The organism is Prochlorococcus sp. G4PB17, from assembly GCF_059772445.1.
Genome location: NZ_CM186288.1, coordinates 991,374 through 1,009,360, shown reverse-complemented (window position 1 = coordinate 1,009,360; position 17,987 = coordinate 991,374). Strand labels below are relative to the sequence as shown.

General features: G+C 37.8%; 15 protein-coding genes. 14 read left to right on the top strand and 1 reads right to left on the bottom strand.

What is annotated here, in order from left to right:
* The 14 genes from rpsT to AC6EJB_RS06055 all read left to right on the top strand — a co-directional run bounded on the left by rpsT (window position 1) and on the right by AC6EJB_RS06055 (window position 17,226).
* A complete protein-coding gene (rpsT, locus tag AC6EJB_RS06120; protein ID WP_498490470.1) occupies window positions 1-297 on the top strand; it encodes a 30S ribosomal protein S20 in 297 nt (98 codons plus the stop codon).
* Window positions 298-339: 42 nt separating this feature from the next.
* Window positions 340-1,131: a TatD family hydrolase gene (locus AC6EJB_RS06115; protein ID WP_498490469.1), complete on the top strand. Its 792-nt coding sequence runs from the start codon at window positions 340-342 to the stop codon at window positions 1,129-1,131.
* 247 nt (window positions 1,132-1,378) lie between these two features.
* Window positions 1,379-4,666 (top strand): DNA-directed RNA polymerase subunit beta, encoded by a 3,288-nt coding sequence (rpoB, locus tag AC6EJB_RS06110; RefSeq protein ID WP_498490468.1) that lies wholly within the window; start codon window positions 1,379-1,381, stop codon window positions 4,664-4,666.
* Between the two features lie 40 nt (window positions 4,667-4,706).
* Window positions 4,707-6,614: a DNA-directed RNA polymerase subunit gamma gene (locus tag AC6EJB_RS06105; protein ID WP_498490467.1), complete on the top strand. Its 1,908-nt coding sequence runs from the start codon at window positions 4,707-4,709 to the stop codon at window positions 6,612-6,614.
* 40 nt (window positions 6,615-6,654) lie between these two features.
* Window positions 6,655-10,764 (top strand): DNA-directed RNA polymerase subunit beta', encoded by a 4,110-nt coding sequence (locus tag AC6EJB_RS06100; RefSeq protein WP_498490466.1) that lies wholly within the window; start codon window positions 6,655-6,657, stop codon window positions 10,762-10,764.
* 65 nt (window positions 10,765-10,829) lie between these two features.
* Window positions 10,830-10,982 carry a CAB/ELIP/HLIP family chlorophyll-binding protein gene (locus tag AC6EJB_RS06095; protein WP_498490465.1) on the top strand — a complete coding sequence of 51 codons (153 nt, stop codon included), beginning with the start codon at window positions 10,830-10,832 and terminating at the stop codon, window positions 10,980-10,982.
* On the top strand, window positions 10,979-12,058 hold the full coding sequence (rlmN, locus tag AC6EJB_RS06090; RefSeq protein ID WP_498490464.1) for a dual-specificity RNA methyltransferase RlmN: 1,080 nt from the start codon (window positions 10,979-10,981) through the stop codon (window positions 12,056-12,058). Before AC6EJB_RS06095 ends, rlmN begins: the two co-directional genes overlap by 4 nt.
* A 29-nt stretch (window positions 12,059-12,087) precedes the next feature.
* On the top strand, window positions 12,088-13,845 hold the full coding sequence (locus AC6EJB_RS06085; RefSeq protein ID WP_498490463.1) for a sodium:solute symporter family protein: 1,758 nt from the start codon (window positions 12,088-12,090) through the stop codon (window positions 13,843-13,845).
* 59 nt (window positions 13,846-13,904) lie between these two features.
* A complete protein-coding gene (locus tag AC6EJB_RS06080) occupies window positions 13,905-14,030 on the top strand; it encodes a DUF8624 family small hydrophobic protein (RefSeq protein ID WP_498490462.1) in 126 nt (41 codons plus the stop codon).
* A gap of 24 nt (window positions 14,031-14,054) precedes the next feature.
* Entirely contained in the window at window positions 14,055-14,864 is an 810-nt protein-coding gene (locus AC6EJB_RS06075; protein WP_498490461.1) for a HEAT repeat domain-containing protein, read from the top strand.
* An 88-nt stretch (window positions 14,865-14,952) separates the two neighbouring features.
* On the top strand, window positions 14,953-15,156 hold the full coding sequence (locus AC6EJB_RS06070) for a DUF2997 domain-containing protein (protein WP_498490460.1): 204 nt from the start codon (window positions 14,953-14,955) through the stop codon (window positions 15,154-15,156).
* Complete coding sequence (locus AC6EJB_RS06065; protein ID WP_498490459.1) at window positions 15,156-15,548, top strand: DUF1257 domain-containing protein; 393 nt, start codon at window positions 15,156-15,158, stop codon at window positions 15,546-15,548. Before AC6EJB_RS06070 ends, AC6EJB_RS06065 begins: the two co-directional genes overlap by 1 nt.
* A gap of 15 nt (window positions 15,549-15,563) precedes the next feature.
* Entirely contained in the window at window positions 15,564-15,983 is a 420-nt protein-coding gene (locus AC6EJB_RS06060; protein WP_498490458.1) for a ferredoxin, read from the top strand.
* Between the two features lie 16 nt (window positions 15,984-15,999).
* On the top strand, window positions 16,000-17,226 hold the full coding sequence (locus AC6EJB_RS06055) for an aldo/keto reductase (RefSeq protein WP_498490457.1): 1,227 nt from the start codon (window positions 16,000-16,002) through the stop codon (window positions 17,224-17,226).
* On the opposite strand, the gene rsmG is transcribed toward AC6EJB_RS06055, so the two are convergent.
* Entirely contained in the window at window positions 17,223-17,969 is a 747-nt protein-coding gene (gene rsmG / locus AC6EJB_RS06050) for a 16S rRNA (guanine(527)-N(7))-methyltransferase RsmG (RefSeq protein ID WP_498490456.1), read from the bottom strand. The two genes, AC6EJB_RS06055 and rsmG, sit on opposite strands and share 4 nt — an antisense overlap.
* Between the last annotated feature and the right edge of the window lie 18 nt (window positions 17,970-17,987).

Below are 17,987 nucleotides of genomic sequence, written 5' to 3'. Positions count from 1 at the left end.
GTGGCAAATACTAAATCAGCTAAAAAGCGAATTCAAATTGCGGAACGCAACCGCCTTGAAAACAAAAATTACAAATCTACAGTTCGCACGCTAATCAAGCGGTGCTTCGTTGCTTGTGGGATTTTTGAAAAAGAGCCTGGAGAAGAATCTAAAGCAAATCTTCAAAAAGCATTTAATTTAGCCTTCAGCAAAATTGATAAAGCTGTTAAAAAAGGAGTTTTGCATAGAAATACTGGAGCCAATCAGAAATCTAGATTGAGCGGTGCTCTTAAGAAAGTTTTGAAGGAAGCTGTATGAGAATAAATAATTTAGTATTTTGAGAATAATTTATTTTCTATCTTGAACTATCCCAAAAGTTCAATAATTGATAGTCACTGTCATATCGTATTCTCTAACTTTAATGAAGATAGAGAAAAAGTTGCAGCAAGGTGGCGAGCAGAGGGAGTGAGAGCTTTATTACATGCTTGCGTAGAGCCTTCTGAAATCCCGGCTATCAAGTCAATGGCTGATCAATTTGAGGAATTGAGATATTCAGTTGGAGTACACCCATTGGATGCACATCATTGGGAGAATGAGACTTTAGGTGTTTTGAAAAATGCAGCCATTGATGATAATCGAGTTGTTGCGATAGGAGAGTTAGGTCTAGATCTTTTTAAAGCAGAGAACTTGAGCGAGCAGTTATCTATTTTAATTCCACAATTGAACCTGGCTTTTGAATTGAATTTACCTGTCATTGTTCATTGCAGAGATGCTGCAAAGGAAATGCTTCAAGTCTTCTCAAATCTTGATGCTGATGGTTGCTGTCCAAAAGGAGTCATGCATTGCTGGAGTGGAAATGTAAAAGAGATGGAAGAGTTCCTTAATCTTGGTTTTCACATAAGCTTTAGTGGAAATGTGACTTTCAAAAACGCCATCGATATCCATGAATGTGCAAAAGAGGTGCCTCCCAATATGTTTTTGGTTGAGACCGATAGTCCTTTTTTGTCACCCGTTCCTCATAGGGGCAAGAGAAATGAACCTTCTTTTGTAAAGCATGTAGTTGATAAAATTTCAGAGCTTAGAGGTGAGAGTTTTTCTGAAATTGCAGAAAAAACCACTAGAAATGCAAGGGAATTGTTTGGGTTGCCTTAAATATCATGATTTCCCCCTAGTTAATTATCAGATTTGAGTGTAGAGTTATTTATTGTCGTGAAAAGCGTTTTATCCACGCTTTTAGGTCCTACCTTATTGAGTCAGTTTGTTCGTTAATTAAGTAAATTCATCTTCAGACGGCAGTCTTTCTAAAGATTGTTATTTGTTTTTTCTTAGTAAAGACCATTTTCGACCCAAAGGACAAGACATCCACCCCGTCCTCTACATAATAAACGCAGGTTCTCGAATGAGCAGAAGCGCGATTCAGGTAGCCAAAGCAGCTACATATCTGCCTGATCTGGTTGAGGTGCAAAGATCAAGTTTTAAGTGGTTTTTGGATAAAGGCTTAATAGAAGAATTAGACAATTTTTCACCAATTACTGACTACACAGGTAAGTTGGAATTACATTTTATTGGTGAAGAATATAAATTAAAGCGTCCAAGGCACGATGTAGAAGAAGCAAAAAGAAGAGATGCAACTTTTGCTTCTCAAATGTATGTTACTTGTCGCTTAGTTAATAAAGAAACAGGTGAAATTAAAGAACAAGAAGTATTTATAGGTGAACTTCCTTTGATGACGGAGCGAGGAACTTTTATAATAAACGGTGCTGAAAGAGTAATAGTTAATCAAATTGTTCGAAGTCCTGGAGTTTATTTCAAAGATGAGCAAGATAAAAATGGTAGAAGAACTTATAACGCGAGTGTTATCCCAAATAGAGGAGCATGGTTAAAGTTTGAAACTGACAAAAATGATCTTTTACATGTAAGAGTAGATAAAACAAGGAAAATTAATGCTCATGTCCTTATGAGGGCAATGGGTTTATCAGATAATGATGTTATCGATAAGTTGAGACATCCTGAGTTTTACAAAAAGTCAATTGATGCAGCAAATGAAGAGGGTATAAGTTCAGAAGACCAGGCATTGCTAGAGCTCTACAAGAAGCTTAGACCCGGTGAGCCTCCATCTGTTAGTGGCGGGCAACAGCTGCTTCAAACAAGATTTTTTGATCCAAAACGTTATGACCTTGGAAGGGTAGGTAGATATAAAATAAATAAAAAGTTACGGCTTACTATTCCCGATACTGTAAGAACACTTACTAATGAAGATGTTCTATCAACTTTAGATTATTTAATTAACCTAGAGCTTGATGTTGGTGGAGCAACTTTGGATGATATAGATCATTTAGGGAATAGAAGAGTAAGGTCAGTTGGAGAACTTTTACAAAATCAAGTCCGAGTTGGTTTAAACAGACTCGAAAGAATAATTAAAGAGAGAATGACAGTTGGGGAAACAGACTCTCTTACTCCAGCACAATTAGTTAATCCAAAACCTTTGGTTGCCGCAATAAAAGAATTTTTTGGATCTAGTCAACTAAGTCAATTCATGGATCAAACCAATCCATTAGCAGAATTAACACATAAAAGACGTATATCTGCTTTAGGACCAGGGGGATTAACTCGTGAAAGAGCTGGTTTTGCAGTCAGAGATATTCATCCATCTCATTATGGAAGATTATGTCCTATCGAAACGCCTGAAGGTCCAAATGCGGGTCTTATAAATTCATTAGCAACTCACGCTCGAGTTAATGAATATGGTTTTATCGAGACACCTTTTTGGAAAGTAGAAAATGGAAGATTAATCAAAGAAGGAGATCCTATTTATTTATCTGCAGATTTAGAAGATGAATGCAGGGTCGCACCTGGTGATGTGGCTACCGACGAAGAAGGAAAAATATTGACAGAACTTGTTCCGGTTAGGTATCGACAAGACTTTGAAACTGTTCCACCTGAGCAAGTTGATTATGTCCAACTTTCACCTGTGCAGGTTATTTCAGTAGCTGCATCACTAATTCCATTTATTGAACATGATGATGCGAACCGAGCTTTGATGGGTTCCAACATGCAAAGACAAGCAGTTCCTCTTTTGCGTCCAGAAAGACCTCTTGTTGGAACTGGTTTAGAAACTCAAGTTGCTAGAGATTCTGGAATGGTTCCAATTTCAAAAGTAAATGGAACAGTAACTTATGTCGATGCGAATGCAATTGTCGTTACTGATGAAGAAGGAAATGACCATACTCATTACTTACAAAAATATCAAAGATCAAATCAAGATACGTGTTTAAACCATAGGCCTATAGTTATTAATGGTGATCAAGTTATTATTGGGCAAGTACTAGCAGATGGATCAGCATGTGAGGGGGGAGAAATAGCCCTTGGTCAAAATGTTTTAATTGCATATATGCCATGGGAAGGCTACAACTATGAAGATGCAATTCTGGTTAGCGAAAGATTAGTTACAGATGATCTATATACTTCAGTGCATATAGAAAAATATGAAATTGAAGCACGTCAAACCAAGTTAGGTCCGGAAGAAATAACAAGGGAAATCCCAAATGTCTCAGAAGAAAGTCTTGGGAATTTGGATGAAATGGGGATTATTCGAATTGGAGCTTTTGTTGAGAGTGGAGATATTTTAGTCGGAAAAGTAACTCCAAAAGGAGAATCAGATCAACCACCAGAGGAAAAGCTTTTAAGAGCTATTTTTGGAGAGAAAGCTAGGGATGTTAGAGATAACTCTCTTCGAGTTCCTTCAACTGAGAGAGGAAGAGTAGTGGATGTCAGAATATATACAAGAGAACAAGGTGATGAACTACCCCCTGGTGCAAATATGGTGGTGAGGGTCTATGTCGCTCAACGCAGGAAGATTCAAGTTGGCGATAAAATGGCTGGCCGGCATGGTAATAAAGGAATTATTAGTAGGATACTTCCCAGAGAGGATATGCCTTACCTCCCTGATGGAACTCCTGTAGATATATGCCTTAACCCACTAGGTGTTCCGAGTCGAATGAATGTAGGGCAAGTTTTTGAACTTCTCATGGGATGGGCTGCTTCAAACTTGAATTGTCGCGTAAAAGTTGTCCCATTCGATGAGATGTATGGTTCAGAGATGTCTAACAAGACTGTTCAATCATACTTAAAAGAAGCTGCAAAACAGCCAGGTAAATCATGGGTGTATAACCCTGAAGATCCTGGAAAGTTACTTCTTACTGATGGTCGAACAGGCGAGCCTTTTGATCAACCAGTTGCTGTAGGCTATGCACATTTCCTGAAACTTGTTCACCTAGTTGACGATAAAATTCATGCTCGCTCGACAGGTCCATATTCTTTAGTTACTCAACAACCTCTTGGAGGTAAAGCACAGCAAGGTGGGCAGAGATTGGGAGAAATGGAAGTTTGGGCACTAGAGGCTTATGGTGCTGCTTATACTTTGCAAGAACTTCTTACTGTGAAGTCTGATGATATGCAAGGTCGAAATGAAGCTCTTAACTCCATCGTTAAAGGAAAACCAATTCCAAGACCTGGGACTCCTGAATCATTTAAAGTTTTAATGAGAGAACTTCAGTCTTTGGGACTTGATATTGGAGTTTATACAGATGACGGTAAAGAGGTTGATCTTATGCAAGATGTGAATCCACGTAGAAGTACTCCAAGTAGGCCTACTTATGAATCATTAGGTAAAGAGTACGAAGAGTAATCGGCTCAACTGGAACAATCTCAAAACACCCAAACTTCTCATGACTAACAGCAATCTACGCACAGAAAATCATTTTGATTACGTCAAAATTAAATTAGCTTCGCCTGAAAGAGTTATGGAATGGGGGCAGAGAACTTTGCCCAATGGTCAAGTGGTAGGTGAAGTTACAAAACCTGAGACAATAAATTACAGGACATTGAAGCCCGAGATGGATGGCTTGTTTTGTGAAAAAATCTTTGGCCCTTCAAAAGATTGGGAATGTCATTGTGGAAAATACAAAAGAGTTAGACATCGTGGAATTGTTTGCGAAAGATGTGGCGTAGAAGTCACTGAAAGTCGTGTAAGAAGGCATAGAATGGGATTTATAAAATTAGCAGCCCCTGTTTCTCATGTTTGGTATTTAAAAGGTATTCCTAGCTATGTAGCTATCTTATTGGACATGCCTCTAAGAGATGTAGAGCAGATAGTTTACTTTAATTGTTATGTGGTTTTAGATATTGGTGATAGTAAGGATCTTAAATATAAGCAGTTATTAACTGAAGATGAATGGCTTGAAATTGAAGATGAGATTTATGCTGAGGATTCAACCATTGAGAATGAACCTATTGTTGGAATAGGTGCAGAGGCTTTAAAGCAATTACTCGAAGACTTGAATTTGAAAGAAGTAGCCGAGCAGTTAAGGGAAGAAATAGCAACTAGTAAAGGACAAAAAAGGGCTAAGCTTATTAAGAGATTAAGAGTAATAGATAACTTTATTGCTACTAGTGCAAGCCCAGAATGGATGGTTTTAGATGCGATACCTGTAATACCTCCTGATTTAAGACCCATGGTTCAATTGGATGGGGGTAGATTTGCTACTTCCGATTTGAATGACCTATATAGAAGAGTGATAAATAGGAATAATCGTCTAGCTCGTCTTCAGGAAATCTTAGCTCCAGAAATAATAGTTAGAAATGAGAAAAGGATGTTACAGGAGGCTGTAGATGCACTAATTGATAATGGGAGAAGAGGAAGGACTGTTGTTGGTGCAAATAATCGTCCCTTGAAATCTTTAAGCGATATTATTGAGGGTAAGCAGGGTAGATTCCGCCAGAACTTACTTGGAAAAAGAGTTGATTATTCTGGTCGTTCAGTAATTGTAGTTGGTCCTAAGTTGAAAATGCATCAATGTGGATTGCCTAAAGAAATGGCAATAGAGCTTTTTCAACCTTTTGTTATTCACAGATTGATTCGTCAAAATATTGTAAATAATATTAAGGCTGCAAAGAAATTGATTCAAAAAGCAGACGATGAAGTGATGCAAGTTTTACAGGAAGTAATTGATGGTCATCCAATTCTCCTTAATCGTGCTCCTACTTTGCACAGGCTTGGGATTCAAGCTTTTGAGCCTAAATTAGTTGCTGGTCGGGCTATACAGCTACATCCATTAGTATGTCCTGCTTTTAATGCTGACTTTGATGGTGATCAAATGGCTGTACATGTGCCCTTGGCTATAGAGGCGCAAACAGAGGCAAGGATGTTGATGTTGGCTAGTAATAATATTCTTTCCCCTGCGACTGGAGATCCAATCGTTACTCCATCTCAAGATATGGTTTTAGGTTCCTATTACCTAACCGCAATCCAGCCTCAAGCAAGTCAACCTAAGTTTGGGAATTATGCACAAACATATGCATCACTTGAAGATGTCATACAAGCTCTTGAAGATAAACGAATAGATTTACATGATTGGGTATGGGTTCGATTCTTAGGTGAAGTAGAGGATGACGATGAGCTTCAAGAACCACGAAAGGCGGAGACTTTGAAAGATGGTACTCGTGTTGAAGAATGGACATTCCGACGAGACCGCTTAGATGAAGATGGCAGTCTTATTAGCCGATACATATTGACTACAGTTGGTCGCGTTGTCATGAATCATACAATCATTGACGCTGTAGCAGCCACTTCATAGCTCTCAGAACTAATTTTCTTTATTTTTAAATAGCTTTTTCATGACTTCTTCATCTCCTAAAACTCGTAAATCCTCTACTAAATCCAAAGCAAAAAGAGGTTCTAAAGCAAAAAAAGCAGCAGCAATAAAAACTGTTGAAAGACTTTCTAAAACTCCGCCACCATTTAGGAATAAAGTAGTTGATAAGAAAGGTTTAAAGAATTTGGTTGCATGGGCATTTAAAAATCATGGAACAGCCGCAACCGCTGCTATGGCTGATGACTTGAAAGATCTTGGTTTCAGATATGCAACACAAGCAGCAGTTTCAATTTCTGTTGATGATTTAAAGGTTCCAGAAGCAAAGCAAGATTTACTTGGTCAGGCTGAAGAACAAATTACTGCTACTGAGGAATGCTATAGGTTAGGAGAAATTACTGAAGTTGAGAGGCATACAAAAGTTATAGACACATGGACAGAAACTAATGAAAGATTGGTCGATGCAGTTAAAAAGAATTTTAACCAGAACGATCCTTTAAATTCTGTATGGATGATGGCTAATTCAGGAGCCAGAGGGAATATGTCTCAAGTTCGTCAGCTTGTTGGGATGAGGGGATTAATGGCAAATCCCCAGGGTGAGATCATTGACTTGCCAATAAGAACGAATTTTAGAGAAGGACTTACAGTTACTGAATATGTAATTTCTTCCTATGGAGCTCGAAAAGGTCTTGTTGACACAGCTCTTAGAACTGCTGATTCTGGATATTTAACTAGACGTTTAGTTGATGTTGCTCAAGATGTAATTGTTAGAGAGGAGGATTGTGGTACTACAAGATCAATTTTAATAGATGCTGAGGATGGAAAATATGGCAATAGGCTTGTTGGACGTCTGACATCTGAACAAATAGTTAATACAGAGCAAGAAATTTTAGCTGAAAGAGATACTCCAATTGATCCACAGCTATCAAAGAAGTTTGAGCAATCTCATGTCCAAGGTATCAGGGTTAGGTCTCCCCTTACATGTGAGGCGACAAGGTCAGTGTGTCGTAAATGTTATGGTTGGGCGCTAGCACACAATCAATTAGTTGACTTAGGGGAAGCCGTAGGAATTGTTGCTGCTCAATCTATTGGGGAGCCTGGGACCCAGCTCACCATGAGAACTTTCCATACTGGTGGAGTTTCAACTGCAGAAACTGGTGTAGTTCGTTCTACTATTTCAGGAAAAGTTCAATTTGGTTCAAAAGCCCGTGTCAGAGGTTATAGGACTCCTCATGGCGTTGAGGCTCAGCAAGCGGAAGTTGATTTCAGTCTTAGTATCGTTCCATCAAGTGGTCATAAACCACAAAAAATTGATATTCCCAACGGATCTCTACTTTTTGTAGATAATAATCAAGATATTGAGGTTGATGTTACTGTTGCGCAGATTGCAACTGGTGCAGTTCAAAAAAGTGTCGAGAAGGCTACTAAAGATGTTATTTGTGATTTAGCTGGTCAAGTTAGATATGAATCCATCATTCAACCAAAAGAAGTTACAGATAGGCAAGGTAATATAACTCTTAAAGCTCAACGACTTGGGAGACTTTGGGTCTTGGCTGGTGATGTATATAATTTACCTCCTAATGCTATGCCAGTAGTTTCTGGGAACGTTTCTGTAATTAAAGGGCAAGTTTTAGCAGAAGCAAGCCAGGCAAGTGAGTTTGGAGGTGAAGTGAGACTTAGAGACTCCATTGGTGATTCTAGAGAAGTTCAAATTGTTACGACGTCGATGACTTTAAAAGACTTTAAACTTTTAGAAGAGTCGACTCACTCTGGTGAGATATGGCATCTGGAAGCGAAAGATAATACTAGATATCGATTGAATACTATTCCTGGAAGTAAAATTGGAAATAACGAGGTCATAGCTGAGTTAGCTGATGATCGGTTTAAAACAGAAACTGGCGGACTTGTAAAATATGCCCCTGGATTAACAATTAAGAAAGCTCGTTCGGCCAAGAATGGATATGAAGTCAGCAAAGGTGGAACTCTTTTATGGATTCCTCAAGAAACTCATGAAATAAATAAAGATATTTCATTGTTGATGATTAAAGATCGTCAATGGATAGAGGCAGGCACAGAAGTCGTCAAGGATATTTTTAGTCAGACAGCGGGAATAGTAACTGTTACACAGAAAAATGATATTCTTAGAGAAATTATTGTTAGAAGCGGAACGTTCAAAATATGTAAAGAAAGCAAAGTTCTTGACAGATTTGAGGGTGAAGGACAAATAGTTAACCCTGGTGAGACTATATCTAAGGGTATTAAAGCTGAATCGATGGTATTGGTTCAATCAGTTGAGACACCAGAAGGTAAAGGCCTTCTAATGAGACCAGTCGAGGAATACACTATTCCTGACGAAGCGCAATTGCCTGAGCTGGCTCATGTTAAACAACCAAAAGGACCATCACTAGGAATCAAAGCATCTCAAAGACTTGCATTTAAAGATGGAGAACTCATTAAATCTGTTGAAGGTATTGAGTTGCTTAAAACACAACTGATGCTTGAGACGTTCGATACAACGCCACAGATGACGGTAGATGTTGAAGTCGTTAAAGACTCGAATTCAAAGAGTGTTGATAGGCTGAAATTAGTTATTCTTGAAAGTATTTTAGTAAGAAGAGATACTACATCTGACTCCAGTCATGGATCAACACATACTGAATTACAGATAGAAAATGCTCAAATTGTTTTAGCTGGAGATGTTGTAGCGACAACTCAGATACTGTGTAAGCAAGAGGGAATTGTTCAACTCCCTGATGCTCTAGAAGGTGATCCAATACGTCGACTCATAGTTGAGAGGGAAGAGGATACAATTACAATTGAGTCTAAAGGTGCTTCTCTTTTGAAGGTTGGAGAAAGGGTTGTAGATGGAGACTTCGTCTCAAAAGACCAACCAATCGGTTCTTGTGGAGAAATCGAAAAGATAGATGGGAATAAAGTTAAGTTGCGTCTTGGTAGACCTTATATGGTCTCTCCAGACTCGGTCCTTCATGTTCGCGATGGAGATCTCGTTCAAAGAGGTGATGGGTTGGCGTTATTAGTTTTCGAAAGGCAAAAAACAGGAGATATTGTTCAAGGATTACCAAGGATTGAAGAGTTGCTTGAGGCTCGTAGACCCAGGGATTCAGCGATTCTGTGTAAAAAATCTGGAACAGTAGATATTAAGAAGGGAGATGACGATGATTCTGTCGTTGTGTCTATTATCGAAGATAATGACGAGATTACTGAATATCCAATTCTATTGGGACGTAACGTAATGGTTAGAAATAGTCAACAAGTTGTTGCAGGTGAGTTCTTGACTGATGGACCGGTTAATCCTCATGAGCTTTTGGAATGTTTTTTCCTAGATCTGCGCGATAAAAAACCATTAATGGATGCTGCTCAGGAAGCAATTGCTAAATTACAGCATAGAATGGTAAGTGAAGTCCAAAATGTTTATAAGTCACAAGGAGTAGCTATTGACGATAAACACATAGAGGTAATAGTTCGTCAGATGACGAGTAAAGTGAGAATTGAAGATGCTGGTGATACAACATTTTTACCAGGAGAATTAATAGAATTGAGGCAAGTTGAAGATACCAATCAGGCTATATCAATTACTGGAGGTGCCCCTTCAGAATTTACTCCTGTTTTACTTGGTATTACTAAAGCGTCACTTAATACAGATAGCTTTATATCAGCTGCTTCTTTCCAAGAAACAACACGTGTTCTAACAGAAGCGGCAATTGAAGGTAAGTCTGATTGGCTTCGTGGACTCAAGGAAAATGTTATTATTGGTCGCCTCATACCTGCAGGTACTGGTTTTAGTGGCTTTGTTGAAGAGTTAAATGCTGAAGCAGGTCCTCATCCAGATATTTTGGCAGAAGACCCAGCAGGTTATCGAAGGATACAAAATCTTAGACCTGACTACACTGTTGATATGCCATCTTCTCCAGTAGCTAAGAATACTTCTGTTTTAGATGATCCAAGTGAAGAAGATTTAGAGGCAACAAGAAGTAGACATGGAATTGATCCGACAACGAGTAATTTTGCAGCATTTGCACGCCCAACAGGTGATGATGATTCACCTGAGGACCAAATGCCGGATCCTGCTGCTTTAGAAGGCTTGCAAGAAGAAGGCTTACTTTCAGATGAATAAATCAAATTTCTACAATAATCTTTTTAATTTTCTAATATTAATTTCTTTTACTTAAAAGTTGAGCGATGATTGAACCACCCGTAGTCCCAAAACGTAAATTACCTCGATATGGCTTTCATACCCATACAGAACGTGTCAATGGTAGATGGGCAATGATTGGTTTTATTGCATTAGTTATTTTGGAGTTTAAATTGGGTCATGGTTTAATGAATTGGTGACCAAATTTTCAAAATTTTCAAGTAATTCATCTTTACTTGGTTTAAGTTCGAAAAAACTAGAAGATTTTGCTCTTCAGGAAGGTGAAAAAGCATTTCGTGGCAGACAGATTTATGAATGGATTTATCATAAAGGGGCAAAAAAATTAGATTCAATATCTGTTCTTCCCAAGAAATGGCGAGATTCTTTAGAAAATAAAGGTATAAAGATTGGAAGACTTGATGAAATCCATAGAGTAGTTGCAGATGATTCAACTTTAAAGTTATTGATGGGTACTTTTGATGGTGAAATCATTGAGACAGTAGGAATACCGACAGATAAAAGACTGACTGTTTGTGTCTCAAGTCAAATTGGCTGTCCTATGGGCTGTAAGTTTTGTGCAACTGGCAAAGGGGGACTTAATAGATCTCTTGATGTCAATGAGATAATTGATCAAGTTATTAGTGTTAGAGAAACAATGAATAGGAGACCAACTCATGTGGTTTTCATGGGGATGGGAGAGCCACTTTTAAATATTCGTAATGTTTTAGATTCGATTGAATGTCTTACTAATGATATTGGAATTGGTCAAAGGAAAATAACTGTTAGCACTGTTGGAATACCTGATACTCTTCCAGATCTAGCAAAATTAGCTCAAGAACGTTTAGGAAGAGTGAAGTTCACTCTTGCTGTTAGTCTTCATGCACCTAATCAGGATTTGCGTGAGTTGATAATTCCTTCAGCTAGTTCTTATCCAATAACTTCATTGCTAAACGACTGTAAAAAATATATAGAGCTAACTGGTAGACGAGTAAGTTTTGAATATATCCTCCTTGGTGGTTTGAATGATGAAGATTTTCATGCAGAACAATTAGCTAATCTGATGAGAGGATTTCAAAGCCATGTGAATTTGATAGCTTATAATCCCATTGCTGAAGAGAAATTTAAACGACCAAGTCAATCCAGAGTTAATAGTTTTAGAGAGCAATTAGAAAATAGAGGAATTGCTGTAAGTGTTCGTGCAAGTAGAGGTAGAGATAAAGATGCAGCATGTGGGCAATTAAGGAGTCAAAAAATAGATAAAATAAAAATTAATTAAGCAGGTAAAAAAGTTGCTTTTGAACTGTTATGCAATTTATTGATTGGTTAATTTTATTTTCTTATTTAATTTTTTCCCTGGTATTAGGAATTTATATTTCACAAAAAAACCATAATGAATCAGATTACTTTGTTGCTGGTCGACGCTTAAATGGTTTGTTGGCAGGCATGTCTATGGCTGCTACAACTTTTTCAATTGATACACCTCTTTATGTGGCTGGCATTATTGGAACGAGAGGCATGGCAGGAAATTGGGAGTGGTGGAGCTTTGGACTCGCTCATGTCGCGATGACTGTTATATTTGCTCCACTTTGGAGGCGTAGTGGAGTTTTAACTGATGCCGCCTTTACTGAATTACGTTATGGGGGGAAACCAGCCGCTTACTTAAGAGGAATAAAAGCATTTTTATTGTCTGTCCCTATTAATTGTATTGGAATTGGTTATGCATTTTTGGCATTACGTAAAGTTGCCGAGTCATTAGGCATCGTAGATGGGCATATAGTTTTTGGGGTATTTACTGACACGATACTTTTAATGATTTTAGTTGCTTCGTTTTTGCTTATTTACACTGTTCTAGGTGGAATTCTGGCAGTAGTGGTTAATGATTTTATACAACTTTTAGTGGCACTTCTAGGTGCTTTTACTGTTTGCTATGTAGTGCTAGATGCTTCGGGGGGAATGACCGATTTGTTATTGAAACTGGAGGAGTTAGGTCGACCTGAATTACTTTCGATATTTCCATGGACATTTAATAACGATGGTTTTAATTGGCTAGATAGCTCGGGAATCAGTATTTCTACTTTTTTAGCATTTATTTCTTTACAGTGGTGGAGTTTTAGGCGTAGTGATGGCGGTGGGGAATTTATACAACGTTTATTAGCTACAAAAGATGAAAAACAGGCTACTTTGGCAGGAATAGTTTTTTTAATTGTTAATTATCTGGTTCGTAGTTGGCTTTGGATTTTAGTTGGATTGGCTGCTCTAGTCCTTTTGCCTTATCAATCAGATTGGGAATTAAGTTATCCATTGCTTGCTGTGACTTATTTACCACCTGTGGGGCTCGGATTAGTTGTGGTTTCAATGGTGGCTGCATTTATGAGCACTGTAAGTACTTCAATTAATTGGGGAGCAAGTTATTTAGCTCATGATCTTTATAAAAGATTCTTGAGACCACTGGCTGGTCCCAGAGAAATGATTTTTATAGGTCAGTTTGCAAGTATTTTATTGCTTCTAATTGGAGTCGCTACTGCTTTATTTAGTAACAGTATTGGCTCAATGTTTAGGCTTGTGATCGCGATAGGAACTGGTCCAGGGGCTGTCCTTGTCCTTAGGTGGTTTTGGTGGCGAGTTAATGCATTAGCGGAACTTTCCGCAATGGTAAGTGGTTTTTTTGTTGGATTAATTACTTCCGTTTCACCTTATTTTTTAATCGAGGATTTTGGAAAGCGTCTCTTCTTTACTACCTCATTTACTGCTGTTATTTGGCTTACTACTTTATTTTTTACCAAGCCAGAGTCAGCGGAGACTCTTGAAAAATTTGTTATGCAAGTCAAGCCTCCTGGCCCTGGGTGGATGAAAATAAGAAAAAAATTGAATCTTTATCCAGCTGACTCTTTGTTAGTTCTGGCTTCCCGTTTTTTGTTAGGGTCAGGAATTCTGTATGGGGGATTGATCAGTATTGGAGCTTTTTTATTACATCAAGAGAGAGGGGGGTGGATTTCACTCTTCATTACATTTAGTTGTTTGCTTTTAATCAAGAAAACAAGGCTATATAACTCAATAATTTGATCTTCATGGCCAAATGGTCAAAATTTAGAGCAGAATAGGATCTTAAATAGTTTATGGCCTTGGGTTTTTTACGCACAACTCTTTTCCCTATTTTAATTGTGACCCTTTTTGGTGTTGCTTTATTGGCAGTTAGCGCCCGTATCTGGCTCCCTGGGGATATGCTTGCACCAGCACCAATTAATTAAGTTTGCTCTTCTTTAGTCAGAGCCATGAATGATGAAAATCAAAAATTAAGTAGTGAAGGGTTGGCTAATTTGGCCATAGATCCTGAAGTATTGGCTCAAGAATTAGCAGCTCAATTAGCGGGAGATCCTCTAGATGAAATAGATTTAGAAAAAATTGACGAAGATTTAAATGATTCATCAAAAGAGTGCGATCGGGCCTTGAAATGGCTCCAATCCGGAAACGAAGAAAGACTCCAGGGTTTAAGAGTCTTTTGCGAACATAGAGATCCTAGAGCTCTACCCTTATTAGTACCTTTACTTGACGAACCTTCACCTGTTATCAGGATGAGTGCTGTTTATGCATTAGGTAGAAATCCTTGTCCAAAAGCAATCGATCTTTTATTGCATTTATTACGGTTTGATAGTAATGCTTATGTTCGAAAAGCTACTGCATGGAGTCTCGGAAATTACACAGACCCTCATGTCCTGGAATGCTTAATTAATGCATTAAAACAGGATGTTGCGGCTGTTCGATTGTGGGCATCAAGCTCTTTAGCTGAGGTTGGAATTAATGCAAAAGAGAGTTCTTTTTCCGCAGCGAATCAATTACTTGAAAGTTTGCAAGTTGATGGAGAACCAATTGTTAGAAGTAATTGCATTTGGTCCCTTGGTCGTCTTTACAGCCTTTTGAGTGAGGAAATCAAAATCGATATAGAAGAGACTTTTATTTCTGTTTTATTGAACGATTTGGAGCCTTCAGTTAGGTACGAGGCCAGAATAGCTTTGGAGCAATTAGATAATCCAGAGTTACAAAAAAAATTAAAAGCGCTAATTGATGATGGCCAATTGGTTTAATTTTTGGTACAAAACACTTCTTTGTAATTAATAATTCGCGAATCTATGCGTTTTTTCTATATCATCAGTGACTTAAGGCTTCTTTTACATGCCACAACGCACATTGCGCTTTAAAATTAGACAAGACGGACGTGTTGAAGAAACCGTCGAGGGTCTTGTTGGAGAAGCATGTATCGATTTAACAGAGAAGCTTGAAGATGCTCTAGGCACCGTCGAGCGGAGAGAACCAACCTCTGATACCTTTCTACGTGAAAAGGTTCAAAAACAGACTATTCCTGCAGAAATTAACTGATGTCACATTTCAGCACCGTAAAAACCCAACTTCGCAAGAAGAAATTCTTAAAACAGGCTCTTATAGATTTGGGCTACATACCCAACGAAGGTGAGAATTTTGTTAGAGGTTATAGAGGTCAAACAGTCAAAGCTGAAGTGACTGTCAAAATGAGTATGGGAACAGATATAGGATTCCGTTGGAATGAAGGTTCAAAATCATATGAACTTGTGACTGACCTTGATTTGTGGAAGCAACCTGTTCCCGTCGAAAGATTTTTAGCTCAGGTTACACAACGCTATGCGTTAAATACAGTTCTTGATTCAACTTCCCAAGAGGGATTTCAAGTATCTGAGCAAAAAAATAATTTAGATGGATCAATAGAATTAGTAGTTACTCGTTGGGACTCTTAAATTTAATAATAAAAATTGACTTTTGATCCTAGCGCTGCTTTTGAAACTGGGCTTCGTGAATTTGAGAAAAATTCTGATATTCATGATCCAAATGTTGCATTTAAAGCTGTTAACAATCATGATTTCAAGCTCAGTGGAAGAGATCCATCATTAGGTGGAAAATTACGGGAAAAAGCTGTATGGGTTGATGAGAGGAAATGTATAGGCTGTACTTATTGCAGCTCAGTGGCTACTAACACTTTTGCAATGGAGCCTGAACAAGGAAGAGCAAGAGCGTTTAGACAAGATGGAGATAGTGAGGAATTAATCCAAGAAGCAATAGATACTTGCCCTGTTGATTGTATTGAATGGGTTTCTTTTGAAGAATTAATTACATTAAGAAATCTTCTGGAAAAGCATCATTTTCGCAATTTAGGTTTACCACCGGTTACTTGAATTTCAAATAGCAAAAGTGATAAGTAACAAAGATATTAAAAACAATTCAATACCCAGCAGAAGATTTGGGCGAACAGAGATTCAAATGCCTGTCTTATCTCTTGGAGGGATGCGCTTTCAACAAAGTTGGAAGGAGCTTGATCCTAAAGAAATTAACAAACAGCAACAAGATGTCTTACAAAAAACCATTAGTCATGCTTCTCAAAAAGGTATGTATCACATAGAAACTGCACGCCATTATGGAACTTCAGAACTCCAGATAGGATGGGCGTTGGGTCAAATCGACGATCCAAATAGAATCTTGCAAACGAAAATCCCACCAAATGAAGATCCTTCGGTTTTTGAGAAAGAACTTGAGTTGAGTTTATTTAGATTAGGTTCTAAGAAAATTGATTTATTGGCCATTCATGGTATTAATCTTCCAGAACACTTAGATATGACTATTCGTCCTAATGGATGTCTAGACATTGTTCGTCGTTGGCAAAAAGATGGACTTATTGGTCACATAGGTTTCTCAACTCACGCGAAGGTTGACCTGATAATTAAAACAATTGAAACAGGTTTTTTTGATTATATTAATTTGCATTGGTATTTTATTCGGCAGGAAAACGAACAAGCTTTACAGGCTGCTAATCATAATGATATGGGAGTTTTTATTATAAGTCCTACTGATAAAGGAGGACATTTGCATACCCCGTCAATGAAACTTTTAGAGTTATGTAGTCCCCTACATCCAATAGAGTTTAATGATTTATTTTGTTTGCGTGATCATAGAATTCATACCTTGAGTGTTGGAGCATCAAAGCCTGAAGATCTTGATATTCATTTGAATGCAATCTCAAAAATGGATACCATGTATGGGTTCATTAATACTATTGAAAGGAGGCTCGTAAATGCCTCATATAAGTCTCTTGGTAAGTCATGGTTGACTACTTGGAATGTAGGTTTACCTAGTTGGGATCAAACTCCAGGGGGTATTAATATTCCTGTATTGCTATGGCTAAATAACTTGTTAGAGGCTTGGGATTTGGAAAGTTTTGCTAAAGATCGTTATGGACTTTTAGGTAGAGGTGGACATTGGTTCCCAGGATCAAATGCAGATTGCTTAGATTGTGAAGTGAGTGAAGTTGATTTAAAAAAAGTTTTAATTAAAAGTCCGTGGTGTTCGGAAATACCTTTCATACTCAGAAAATTGAAAGATCGATTGGGTGGGGAAAGAAGAGATAGATTATGGGGGATTTAATAACCTAATGGCTTTTTTCTTGGCTTGCCAATTGATCTCGGAAATTGTTTGGGACATTTTTTAGTAGAGTGAATTCTAATGATATTCCTAATACCTCGATTACCAGGAAGTAGGAATTTATGTTTTTGCCTTACTTCTGCATTTAGATGAATTAAGGCTTTTTCCAGTATCTGTTCTTCTGTCTCAGTCCAGCTTCCTCTGTATATAAGTGCTTGCCCTTTAGCATTTAAAAAAGGGACTAGATATTCTGCTACTACAGTTGAAGGAGCAACAGCCCTGGCAATCGCGTAATCAAAAGTACCTCTTAAAGTTAAATCATTTCCTGCTGATTCAGCTCTTTCGGTTATAACTGTTATGCGAGAACTTAATCCGATTTCTTTAGAAACTTCTTTTAAAAAGGTTGTTTTCTTACTTGAAGAATCTAGAAGAGTGATATTTGCATTTGGCATAGCTATAGCTATGGCTATGCCCGGAAATCCACAGCCAGAACCAACATCAATAAATTTATGAGAATGTTTTGAATATTGAAGCTCTTCATTAAATGGTAATAAACTATCAAATACTTGTGCAATCCAGAAATCATCTCCATTAACTAGACGAGTTAGGTTTGTCTTTTCATTCCATTCTTTGAGAAACTCTTGTAATCTTATAAATTGCTCTAATTGGTTTTCAGTTGGTTCCCATTTGAGCTCATTCCATATAATAAATGGACTTGACTTTTTGTTGTTTTTATCATCAGACATTGGGAATTGTTTTTGAAA